This window comes from Aminobacter sp. HY435, from assembly GCF_027568395.1.
Lineage (GTDB): Bacteria > Pseudomonadota > Alphaproteobacteria > Rhizobiales > Rhizobiaceae > Aminobacter.
This window is the reverse complement of the sequence record NZ_JANKZL010000004.1, coordinates 448,152-458,352: the sequence shown is the minus strand read 5'-3', so window position 1 is coordinate 458,352 and position 10,201 is coordinate 448,152. Positions and strand designations below refer to the sequence as shown.

At 62.2% G+C, this 10,201-nt stretch carries 13 protein-coding genes; 4 read left to right on the top strand and 9 right to left on the bottom strand.

Going from position 1 to position 10,201, the window contains the following annotated elements; genetic code table 11:
- The first annotated feature begins 70 nt into the window (after positions 1-70).
- From PCJ21_RS07065 to PCJ21_RS07055, 3 genes are read left to right on the top strand one after another with little or no spacing between them, the layout of a single operon-like run.
- Complete coding sequence (locus tag PCJ21_RS07065; RefSeq protein WP_269930705.1) at positions 71-715, top strand: DUF1285 domain-containing protein; 645 nt, start codon at positions 71-73, stop codon at positions 713-715.
- Positions 715-1,347 carry a CoA pyrophosphatase gene (locus tag PCJ21_RS07060; RefSeq protein WP_269930663.1) on the top strand — a complete coding sequence of 211 codons (633 nt, stop codon included), beginning with the start codon at positions 715-717 and terminating at the stop codon, positions 1,345-1,347. Before PCJ21_RS07065 ends, PCJ21_RS07060 begins: the two co-directional genes overlap by 1 nt.
- Positions 1,344-2,603, top strand: a complete 1,260-nt coding sequence (locus PCJ21_RS07055; RefSeq protein WP_269930662.1) for a CCA tRNA nucleotidyltransferase — start codon at positions 1,344-1,346, stop codon at positions 2,601-2,603. The genes PCJ21_RS07060 and PCJ21_RS07055 overlap by 4 nt, the downstream gene beginning before the upstream one ends.
- 1 nt (position 2,604) lies before the next feature.
- On the opposite strand, the gene PCJ21_RS07050 is transcribed toward PCJ21_RS07055, so the two are convergent.
- The 7 genes from PCJ21_RS07050 to hemF all read right to left on the bottom strand — a co-directional run bounded on the left by PCJ21_RS07050 (position 2,605) and on the right by hemF (position 8,665).
- Entirely contained in the window at positions 2,605-2,790 is a 186-nt protein-coding gene (locus PCJ21_RS07050) for a DUF1059 domain-containing protein (RefSeq protein WP_269930661.1), read from the bottom strand.
- Between the two features lie 258 nt (positions 2,791-3,048).
- The gene (locus PCJ21_RS07045; protein WP_269930660.1) at positions 3,049-3,309 is read right to left on the bottom strand and encodes a DUF1344 domain-containing protein; all 261 of its coding nucleotides are present in this window, start codon (positions 3,307-3,309) and stop codon (positions 3,049-3,051) included.
- Between the two features lie 271 nt (positions 3,310-3,580).
- On the bottom strand, positions 3,581-5,407 hold the full coding sequence (locus tag PCJ21_RS07040) for a DEAD/DEAH box helicase (RefSeq protein WP_269930659.1): 1,827 nt from the start codon (positions 5,405-5,407) through the stop codon (positions 3,581-3,583).
- Positions 5,408-5,527: 120 nt separating this feature from the next.
- Positions 5,528-5,875, bottom strand: coding sequence for a helix-turn-helix domain-containing protein (locus tag PCJ21_RS07035; protein ID WP_269930658.1), 348 nt, complete (start codon positions 5,873-5,875; stop codon positions 5,528-5,530).
- A complete protein-coding gene (locus PCJ21_RS07030; protein ID WP_269930657.1) occupies positions 5,820-6,911 on the bottom strand; it encodes a helix-turn-helix domain-containing protein in 1,092 nt (363 codons plus the stop codon). The genes PCJ21_RS07035 and PCJ21_RS07030 overlap by 56 nt, the downstream gene beginning before the upstream one ends.
- Complete coding sequence (locus PCJ21_RS07025) at positions 6,877-7,473, bottom strand: hypothetical protein (protein WP_269930656.1); 597 nt, start codon at positions 7,471-7,473, stop codon at positions 6,877-6,879. The genes PCJ21_RS07030 and PCJ21_RS07025 overlap by 35 nt, the downstream gene beginning before the upstream one ends.
- Positions 7,474-7,750: 277 nt before the next feature.
- The gene (gene hemF / locus PCJ21_RS07020) at positions 7,751-8,665 is read right to left on the bottom strand and encodes an oxygen-dependent coproporphyrinogen oxidase (RefSeq protein ID WP_269930655.1); all 915 of its coding nucleotides are present in this window, start codon (positions 8,663-8,665) and stop codon (positions 7,751-7,753) included.
- Positions 8,666-8,743: 78 nt separating this feature from the next.
- Here hemF and PCJ21_RS07015 point away from each other — a divergent pair, with 78 nt between their 5' ends.
- A complete protein-coding gene (locus PCJ21_RS07015; protein WP_269930654.1) occupies positions 8,744-9,001 on the top strand; it encodes a hypothetical protein in 258 nt (85 codons plus the stop codon).
- Here PCJ21_RS07015 and soxR read toward each other — a convergent pair.
- Together soxR and PCJ21_RS07005 are read right to left on the bottom strand one after the other, a co-directional pair.
- Complete coding sequence (gene soxR, locus PCJ21_RS07010) at positions 8,998-9,438, bottom strand: redox-sensitive transcriptional activator SoxR (RefSeq protein WP_442865974.1); 441 nt, start codon at positions 9,436-9,438, stop codon at positions 8,998-9,000. The genes PCJ21_RS07015 and soxR overlap by 4 nt on opposite strands.
- A gap of 110 nt (positions 9,439-9,548) precedes the next feature.
- On the bottom strand, positions 9,549-10,016 hold the full coding sequence (locus tag PCJ21_RS07005; protein WP_269930653.1) for a tRNA (cytidine(34)-2'-O)-methyltransferase: 468 nt from the start codon (positions 10,014-10,016) through the stop codon (positions 9,549-9,551).
- Positions 10,017-10,201: the final 185 nt, after the last annotated feature.

Below are 10,201 nucleotides of genomic sequence, written 5' to 3'. Positions count from 1 at the left end.
AGGTCTTCACCTTCAACTTAAATCACATGCCTAGGCTGACAAGCGCAACAACAGTGACTATTTCGTGACCATGACGGGTAATCAGGACCATCAAAACGAGGCCAGGGCGGAGCACGGCTTGACCCGCGCAGGTGATGCGGCAGGATTGGAGGCGTTGATTTCCCGCGCCGCGCGCGCCGGCAAGGGGCTGCCCCCCGTGGAGCGCTGGAACCCGGATTTTTGCGGCGATCTCGACATGGAGATCAAGGCCGACGGCACCTGGTTCTACCTTGGCACGCCGATTGGCCGGGCCCCGCTTGTCCAGCTGTTTTCGACGGTTCTGCGCAAGGACGCCGACGGCAAGACCTATCTCGTCACCCCCGTCGAGCGGGTCGGCATCCGCGTCGTCGACGCGCATTTCGTCGCTGTCGAGATGAATGTCACGGGTGAGGGCGCAGGCCAGGTGCTGACCTTCCGTACGAATGTCGGCGACGTTGTCGAAGCCGGTCCCGAGCATCCGCTGCGCTTCGTCGACGAACCGGAAACGGGCGGTCTCAAGCCGTATCTTCTGGTGCGCGGGCGTCTCGAAGCGCTCGTCGCGCGTCCGGTCATGTATGAGCTGGTCGAATATGGCGAGCGCGTGGAAATCGACGGCAAGGCGACATTCGCCGTTCGCTCGAAGGGCGAGGTGTATCCTGTCATGCCCTGGGACAGGCTGGAGCGGCTGAGCGCGTAATGGTACATTCGAAGGCAGCGCACTATTCTGCGCAGGATTTTCGCCAGCGCGCGGCGCAGGAGCATCTCAACGACGCCATCGCCGACTACGGCGATCATGTGCTCAATCCCGACTTGCGCTCGACGTTCGTGCACGACCGGCTGCGAGATGCGGCAGTGCTGATCCCGGTTGTCGACTATGGCGACGCCTCGACGGTGATCCTGACCAAGCGTGCCGAGAAACTGAAGAACCATTCCGGCCAGATCGCCTTTCCCGGCGGGCGCATCGATCCTGGCGACGTTTCGCCGGAAGCTGCGGCGCTGCGCGAAACATCGGAAGAAATCGGGCTAACTCCCGATTACATCGATATTATCGGCCGGCTGCCCGATTATGTCACAGGCAGCGGCTATCGCATTGCACCGGTGCTCGGCGTCGTCCGTCCAGGGTTCCATCTCACGGTCAATCCCGATGAGGTCGACGACATTTTCGAAGTGCCGCTCGGCTTCCTGATGGACCCGGCCAATCACGACCGCGCCAGCCGTACCTGGCAGGACCAGGAGCGCTTTTTCTACGCCATGCCCTATGAGGAGCGCTACATCTGGGGTGTCACCGCCGGCATCATACGGGCGCTCTATGAAAGGCTCTACACATGAGCGTCTCCATCGCCGGTCGGGCCGCATGGCTCGACGACAAAGACCTGCAGAAGCTGCTCGCGGCGCTCAATGCCGATGGCGAGGAAGCCCGTATCGCCGGCGGTGCAGTGCGCAACACGCTGCTCGGCGAAGCGGTCGCCGATGTCGATATCGCCACCACCAACCTGCCTGACGACACAGTGCGCCGCGCCGAGGCGGCGGGGTTCAAGGCCGTGCCGACAGGGGCTGAGCACGGCACCATCACGGTCGTTGCCGCCGGCAAGCCGTATGAAGTCACGACCTTGCGCGCCGACGTCGAGACTGACGGCCGACGCGCCAAGGTGGCGTTTGGTCGCGACTGGAAGGCGGATGCCGAGCGTCGGGACTTTACCATCAACGCGCTCTACGCCTTGGCCGACGGAACCGTCGTCGACCTTGTCGGCGGGCTCGCCGATCTCGAAAGCCGGACCTTGCGTTTCATCGGCCATGCCGAAAGCCGCATCCGCGAAGATTATCTGCGCATCCTGCGCTTTTTCCGCTTCTTCGCCTGGTACGGCAAGGGCCGTCCCGATGCCGAAGGGCTCAAGGCCTGCGCACGCCTGAAGAGCGGCCTGGAAAAGCTTTCGGCCGAGCGCATCTGGGCGGAATTGCGCAAGCTGTTGTCAGCGCCCGATCCGTCGCGCGCGCTGTTGTGGATGCGCCAGGCGGGCGTGCTGACTGCGGCTCTGCCCGAAAGCGAAAAATGGGGAATCGACGCCATTCACGCGCTGGTGCGCGCCGAAAATGATCTTGGCTGGCAGCCCGATCCGCTGCTGCGCCTCGCCGCGATCGTGCCGCCCGATGACGTCCGGATGAAGGCGCTTGGAGAAAGGCTCCGATTGTCCAATGCCGAGACCGAGCGGCTGGTTCAGTGGGCGGCAACGGCGAAAGTCGAGCCTTCCATGACGGAAGGGGAACTCGCAAAGCGACTCTATCGCGGCGATGTGAAGGGCTACCTGGACCGGTTGCGCCTTGATCTTGCGTCGGCGCGAGGGCGGGCGGAGCAGGACGACAAGGCGTTGATCGAGGCGGGCGGCTATTTTCGACTGCTGGTGTCTGCCGGCAAGTGGCAAAGGCCGGAATTGCCGGTACGCGGCGGCGACATCGCCGAGCTTGGCGCCGAAGGCGCCGCAATCGGCACATTGCTCAAGGCGTTGGAAAACGACTGGATCGACAGCGGCTTTTCGCTGGCACGCGACGCGCTTCTCCAACGCGCCGCCGAAAGGCTCAAGGCCTGAGTCAGGCCGCGCTGCGGACCTTTTCGATACGCGAGCGGATCGCTTCGATCATCGTTTCACGGATGATCGTCTCGCCGTGGGTCTCGCGCATATGCTCGGCCGCACGACGCATGATTTCAGCTTCGTCCTCATGGCGGGTGTGCCACTGGCAGCCGGGGACAAGCGACCCGCATTGAAATTCCTTCATCGGATGTCTCCTTCCTCGTCCTTATTTGGGGGCGAATGATACCACGAATTGCGCCGATTGGTTGCCGGGAACCGCTGGGCCAGTTGCGATTTCAGCGGCTGCGTGGCGACCTTTGTCGGGAAAAGGCAGCCAATTCAGCTGGATAGGTCCGCTATCTGCGGAAATGATTCAAGGCGCCCGCTGGTGGCGGCGGGGGCGTCGAACGGAAGGGCGAAACCAGCTGTTTCGCCCTTCTGCAAATTGCTGTCGGGAGAAGCGCTACTTCACCAGTTTCACGGTTTCAGCGATCTTGTTCTTGCCGCTCATGTCCCACATGACCGAGACCTTTTCGCCGGCTTTCAGGCCGGGATCCTTGAAATGCTTTGGCAGGACGAAGGATGTGCCGTCGGCAAGCACAAGGCTCATCGCCTTGCTGTCGAATGTCTTGATCGTGCCGTCCGTATGCTGGGTGGCGGCGAAGGCGAAGGCAGAGGTTGCGAGAATTGCAGCGGCGGCTGCAGGAACAACAAGCTTGCGCATGGCATGCTCCACGACAATGGCGGGCGCCCGACGGGCAATACCCGCTTCGAGAGGCCGTCCGGTCGCGTCGTGTCGCGGTCGATCAGGTCGAACCGCCGGCGCTTCCCGGCCCCGGCGATAGAAATAGTCCTGTCATCGCCAAGGCATATTAGACGAAAAACATATTTTGAAACGGTAGCTTAGCCACAATCAACGCCAAAATTGTTGTTTGTGGCGTCGATTGTGGCGCGTCGGAACATTACGAAAATGTAATTCCGTTTCCAGCGACCATTTACTCGCCGAATTTTTTCTTCGGCTTGTACTTCTTGGCCGCGCCGCCAGACTTGTCATAGGCTGGCTTGTCGTAAGCGGGCTTGTCGCCGGCCCGCTTCTCGAACGGCTTCTTTTCGTAGGGTTTCTTTTCGAAGCCCTTCTTCTTGAAGGGCGGCTTGTCGGCGGGGTCGTATTGCCCCTTGCGATGCTGTTTCTTCGGCTTGGCGCCGTGGTCGTGGGCCGGGGCCACGCCGGTACGGGTGATCGTCACACCCTTTTCGCCGGTGCCCTGTTCCTCGACGGCGGCGGCAAAAGCGTCGGCGCGCTCGGCGATGATCTCGAAATGCGAGTCCGCGTCGAAGATGCGGATGGAGCCGATCTCGCGCTTGGTGATGCGGCCGGCCTTGCAAATCAGCGGCAGCAGCCAGCGCGGCTCGGCGCGGTGCTTGCGGCCGACCGAGACGCTGAACCAGACGCCGTCGGTGAAGCGGTTGTCGGGACGCTCCGCCTTGGCCGCGTCGAAGGCGGGGACGGGGCGATCCGAAAGCTCTTCGGCTGCCGGACGCGAGGCCAGCTGCTGGCGCAGCCAGGCAAGGGCGATGGTCTCGGGCGAATGGCTGGCGAGGATTTCCGCGACCTGGGCGGCTTCATCCTCGGCGGGCGCTTCGGCGGCCGACAGTTCGGCGAGCATGCGTTCGCGGTTGCGCGCGTCGATCTCGGCCGGTCCCGGCGCAGGCTGGGTCGTAGACTCGAGCTTGGCCAGCTTGAGCAGGCGGGCAGCACTGCCGCGGCGGTGGAACGGCACAATCAGGGCGCAAACGCCCTTGCGGCCGGCGCGACCGGTGCGGCCCGAGCGGTGGAGCAACGTGTCCGGGTTTGTCGGCAGGTCGGCATGGATGACCAGGTCGAGGTTGGGCAGGTCGATGCCGCGCGCGGCGACGTCGGTCGCAACGCAGACGCGGGCGCGACCGTCACGCATCGCCTGCAACGCGTTGTTGCGCTCGGCCTGGCTCAATTCGCCCGACAGCGCCACCACGGCAAAGCCGCGATTGGCAAGCCGCGCCGCCAGATGCTTGACCGCCTCGCGGGTCGCGCAGAACACCATCGTGCTCTGCGCATCGTAGAAGAGCAGCGTGTTGATGATGGCGTTTTCGCGCTCGGGCGGGGCCACCAGGATCGTACGGTACTCGATGTCGTCGTGCTGGCGGCTTTCGCCGGCTGCCGTGATGCGCAGCGCGTTGCGCTGGAAGCGCTTCGCCATCTGCGCGATCTGCGGCGGCACGGTTGCCGAAAACAGCAGCGTGCGGCGTTCCTGGGGTGCTGCCGCCAGGATGAATTCCAGGTCTTCGCGGAAGCCGAGGTCGAGCATCTCGTCGGCCTCGTCGAGCACCACGGCGCGCAGGCCGGAGATGTCGAGCGAGCCGCGGGTGATGTGGTCGCGCAGGCGGCCGGGCGTGCCGACGACGATGTCGGCGCCGTCATCGAGGGCGCGGCGTTCCTTGCGCATGTCCATGCCGCCGACACAGGAGGCGATGCGGGCGCCGGTCGCAGCGTAAAGCCACTCGAACTCGCGGCGCACCTGGATGGCGAGTTCGCGCGTCGGGGCGATAATGATCGCGCTCGGCGCTGCGCCGCGCTCGAAGCGCTCGCGTCCCTCGAGCAGGGTCGGCGCGATGGCGATGCCGAAGGCCACCGTCTTGCCGGAGCCGGTTTGCGCCGAGACCAGCAGGTCGACGCCGTCGGCCTCCGGGGCCAGGACGGCGGTCTGCACCGGGGTCAGCGTTTCGTAGCCACGCGCGGTGAGCGCTCCGGCCAGCGCCGGAACCATGTTGTCGAAAATCGTCACAAAAATCTTCCAATGAGAGCAAGGCCCGTCACAAGGGGGAGGGCCAAGGAAAGCGGGCTCTCTAAAGCTTTGCTGCCCGCGCGTCAATGCGACGGCGGGCAGGGCAGCCATGCGTAGCGCTCAAGCCGCGTTCCGCCGCATCATCCGCGCCCGCATTTCCTTCGGATCGTCATAGATCAGGTCGATGAGGGTTCTGGCGACGGCATCAGGTGCGGTTCGCCGCTGTTCCCAGTTCTGCAGCGTGGTGACGGGAATGCCCAGCAATGCGGCAAAGTCGGCTTGACTCATCACCAGCAGCCCGCGCGTCAGCTTGAGCTTGGCGCTTGCATCAAGCGGGCGCGTCACCTCTTCGGTCCAGTCGGGGCTGTCGATATCATCGGCCATATCTGGCGCGTCCATCTGGCAAAGATCGTCAGTTTGAAACGACGAGGCGAATACCTGGGCGGCCGCCGAGGTAAATCCGCTCAACGTCCTCAGGCCTGAAAGCCAAAAGTTCCGCCAGGTCGTCAGTCGAATATTTTAGCGTTTCTCGGTGGAACTCAACGATCCTCCTGAGGCGAGTCGGTATCTCTACTTCGATGCTGATTGGCTCTTCGCCATGGAAGATCTTGTTGTACTGGATGCTCATGAATTTGTATTGGGATGGGGTGATTATCTTGAGATCGTGTGTTCTCCGGATGAGAGCCTTGATCGAAACTTTCCAATAAGCCTTCACCCGGCCAAGGTTCCCGATTTTTGCACCGGCGAGGTATGGCTTGATTTCAGCAGCGGGCATTAAGAAGGCGGCAGCGAAACGATGCGCTTCACTCTCCATTTTCTCATCTTCATCGGGAACTGAGTGCATCACCATGTGTCCAAGCTCGTGAGCAAGGGAAAAACGGAAACGATCTCCAGGCACATCCTTATTCATGAAAAAGAGGGGTGGCATTCCTTCAAGACGGAAGCTGAGACCGTCCAGCAGGTTCGTGCCGAAACGAGCGAGAATGACTATCCCGCCGGCATTCTCAATTAGTTCGACCACGCTGTGGATTGGACCGCGCGGAACCATCCAATATGCGCGAAGCCGCTCGGCAGCCTTCTCTGGCGTCAGTCCGGTTTCGTCCAAGTCTATTTGAGGAATGGGTTTTGCCGCCTCAAATTCATAAGAGCGCAAAAGCTTCGCAATATGCTGGCGGCGGATGTTGATCACAGCGCCAATCCGCGCGAGCGGTTTAGCACCCAGCTTGGCTCGCTTCCTGAAATGGAAGTGCGGGAACCCCAACGCCCGCTCGCGTTGAAAGAAAAAAGCTCTTGGAAAGCCCAGTGCCGCTGAGATGCGGTCCAAGGCATCGTCACCTGGCTGGGTGTTCAGGCCATGCTCAAGTTTGGAAATGAATGCCTGCGTTATTCCAGATTGTTGCGCCAGCTCGGCCTGCGTAAGCTGGCGCGCGTCCCGCGCAAGCTTGAGCATGTCCGGGTTGAATACGTCGCTACCCACCACGCCTCGCTCTTGCTCGCTCTGCATCGAAGTCTGCCCCCTCCATGCCGCCGAACCTTCTCGGCGTAACGTCATCCCACCGAACGGCGCCCTCAATCATCGTGACCTGCGCCGTCCAGAAGATATTGCGGCCAATTGGTCGCGCGATCATGATCCGCTCCAATGAACTACCGGATGCGTCCATCTGATAGCCAGCAGTGAGCCGATAGGCAGGTTCGGGGATTCCCGGCAGCGACTTTTGATCATCATAATCCTGCTGCTGGCGGGTCTGGTAGTTACTGTGCTTTCCATTGGCCCCGACTTTCTTGAAGCGTGCAAGGATGCGGTCCATGTAGTTCAGAACGTGCAGACCCTTTACCTTGATCGAATGCAGACCAGCCATCGCGTCGGATGCCCCGATCATGCGTTTTTCTGCATGTGAATAGATGCAATTCGCCATCGCGCGGTTGTCGTGGTCGGCGCGCGCTTCGTTCGAATAGGCATCGCTGAAATAGAAGGAAACGGATTCATCGAGGATGCGGTAGACAAGCGGCAGAACTGGCGCTGCAGCCTCCATCGCTTCGTTCTGGTCAGTCTCACGATCAAGCATGACATGCTCCATGATGCGAAGCCAAACTCTGCTCCAAATCGCGAGCTAGATCAACTCAAAATATAACTGAAAAAATAACTGCCCGAGGGACTCAGCCGTTTGATAGCCTTTCCTTGCCAGTCCCCAGCCCGCAAATTCGTTGTCGAGTCGGGAGCGCCCAAGTGTTTTGCCATTTTTTCTCCCAAGCATTCCGACAAGCGTCATATGAGGCAACGGCGGCAATGCAACATCGACTCTTGCGGGTCAAATTTCAGATAAGACGTCACCCGACCAGCCATCACGGCCACCTGACTTCGGGCGGCATGCTCGACAGGATCGAGGCGATGTTGCCGCCGGTCTTCAGCCCGAAGATGGTGCCGCGGTCGTAGAGCAGGTTGAACTCGACATAGCGGCCACGTCGGACGAGTTGCTCGTCGCGATCGCCATCGGTCCAGTTGGTGTTGAAGTTCTGCCGGACAAGGTGCTGGTAGGCGACGAGGAAGGCGCGGCCAACGTCCTGCACGAAACGGAAGTCGGCATCCCAGCCGCCCTTCTCCTCCGGCGAATGCTGCCAGTCGAAGAAGATGCCGCCGGTGCCGCGTGGCTCGTTGCGGTGCGGCAGGAAGAAGTATTCGTCGCACCAGTCCTTGTATTTCTGGTGGTCGGCAACGCCGGGGTGCTTGCCGCAGGCAAACTGCATCGCCTTGTGGAACGCCACCGTGTCGGGATCGTCCTGGGTGCGCCGGCGGTCGAGCACGGGCGTCAGGTCGGCGCCGCCGCCAAACCACCAGCGCGAGGTCACCACCATGCGGGTGTTCATGTGCACGGCCGGCACATTGGGGTTCTGCGGATGGGCGATCAGCGAGATGCCGCTGGCCCAGAAGCGCGGGTCTTCCTCAGCACCCGGCATCTGCTTGCGGAACTCGGGCGAAAATTCGCCATGCACCGTCGAGGTGTGCACGCCGACCTTCTCGAACACCCGGCCGTGCATCATCGACATGATGCCGCCGCCGCCCTTGCCTTCGTCACGCTGCCACGGCGTGCGCTCGAAGCGGCCCGGCGCCCAGCCGGCAAGCGGTCCCTCGACCTGGTCCTCCAGGGATTCGAAGGCGAGGCAGATGCGGTCGCGCAGTTCCTCGAACCAGGCGCGGGCGCGCGCCTTCCTGTCTTCGATGTCGGCCGGCAGTCCGGCCGGTATTTCGGGACGCTGCAATTTAGGCTCCGCACAAATGACTCGTAATTGTCCGGCGCGATCCCTAATCTCCTTCTCGAAAGGGTCAAGGAGTTCTTTGTGGGCACCCCGACCAGACCGCCGCTGGACGACCTCAGAAAAAGGCTGCATCGCAGCCGGGCCGAACGTGAGCGCACGCCGCGCGACGGCTTCCTGCGCGAGACCTTCACCTTGCCGCGCAACGATGCTCGCGCCAAGGCGCAGGAATGGTTCGCGCGCTGGCCCAAGCAAGCCTACTGGACCGAGATCGAGAGCTGGTTCGAGTTGCCCGGCGACGTCATCGAATTCACCATCCGCCGCCTGCCGACCTCGGACTAATCCGTTACCATCAACCGCCTCGGTCCCGGACCCTGGCGCGCCAGCTTGTCCTCTCGATTGCGCAGCGGGCACTTGTCGATCGACATGCAGCCGCAGCCGATGCAGTCGGTCAGCCCGTCGCGCAGCTTCTTCAACTGCTCGATGCGGTGGTCGAGATCCTTGCGCCAAGCCGTTGAAAGCAGACTCCAATCCTCGCGTGTCGGCGTGCGGCCGTCGGGCAGGGAGGCGAGGGCAGCGGCAATATCGGCGAGCGAGATGCCGACCTCTTGCGCGATGCGGATAACCGCCACGCGGCGCAATACGTCGCGGGCATAGCGGCGCTGGTTGCCTGCGGTACGGTGGCTCCCGATCAGCCCCCGCGCCTCGTAGAAGTGCAGCGCCGACACAGCCACGCCGCTGCGCTTTGCAACTTCGCCGACAGTCAGTTCACTGGGCATGAAAATTCCCGCTTGACCTCAATTTAAGTTGAGGTTGTACGAGCTTGTCCGGTGCTTTGCAACGGAAGGAATTTTCGATGTTCGACAGATGGTGGAAGGATCTTGCCGAGCTACGGCCCTTTGCCGACCTGGCGCAGCGCCTCGCCAGCCACCATGGCCGCCGCGAGCGCGACGTTGAGGCTGCGCCCGCCGCCGGGCATGGGGATGATCAGCCGCTCGTCGGCGAGATCGTGGACCCGATCTGGCACACCGGCCGACTCGCGCCCGAGCATGACGATGTCGCCGGCTTTGAAATGGAAATCCGTGTAGGGCAGGGTGGCTTTGGTCGACAGCAGCACAAGGCGACGCCGTTCTCGCTGCCGCCAGTCCTCGAAACCGTCGAAATCGACATGCCGGGTCAGGGTCGCCATTTCGAGATAGTCCATGCCGGCGCGTTTGAGGGAACGGTCGGAGACATCGAACCCGGCGGGCTCGATCAGGTCGACGGCGACACCCAGGCAGGCAGCCATGCGAAGGATGGTTCCGGTGTTGCCAGCGATGTCGGGCTGGTAGAGGGCGATGCGCAATTTGTCGTCCATGTCGATGTCCTAATCTGTGGCGACGAAGCAACAGCCGCGGCGCGGCAAGAAAAAAGCTGCGGACCGACTGTGGCGTTCTGTCGCGAAAGGGCGTATACGGGCCGCCTTGTCAACTCGAACCGATGGAGGGGTACATGGATTACGTAATGGCCATTGATATTCACCGCCCCACCTTCTGGCGTTGT

Coding starts and splice junctions, on each gene's coding strand:
- PCJ21_RS07065 (WP_269930705.1), top strand. CDS start 71: ATGACGGGTAATCAGGACCATCAAAACGAGGCCAGGGCGGAGCACGGC.
- PCJ21_RS07060 (WP_269930663.1), top strand. CDS start 715: ATGGTACATTCGAAGGCAGCGCACTATTCTGCGCAGGATTTTCGCCAG.
- PCJ21_RS07055 (WP_269930662.1), top strand. CDS start 1,344: ATGAGCGTCTCCATCGCCGGTCGGGCCGCATGGCTCGACGACAAAGAC.
- PCJ21_RS07050 (WP_269930661.1), bottom strand. CDS start 2,790: ATGAAGGAATTTCAATGCGGGTCGCTTGTCCCCGGCTGCCAGTGGCAC.
- PCJ21_RS07045 (WP_269930660.1), bottom strand. CDS start 3,309: ATGCGCAAGCTTGTTGTTCCTGCAGCCGCCGCTGCAATTCTCGCAACC.
- PCJ21_RS07030 (WP_269930657.1), bottom strand. CDS start 6,911: ATGCAGAGCGAGCAAGAGCGAGGCGTGGTGGGTAGCGACGTATTCAAC.
- PCJ21_RS07025 (WP_269930656.1), bottom strand. CDS start 7,473: ATGCTTGATCGTGAGACTGACCAGAACGAAGCGATGGAGGCTGCAGCG.
- soxR (WP_442865974.1), bottom strand. CDS start 9,438: ATGCCCAGTGAACTGACTGTCGGCGAAGTTGCAAAGCGCAGCGGCGTG.
- PCJ21_RS07005 (WP_269930653.1), bottom strand. CDS start 10,016: ATGGACGACAAATTGCGCATCGCCCTCTACCAGCCCGACATCGCTGGC.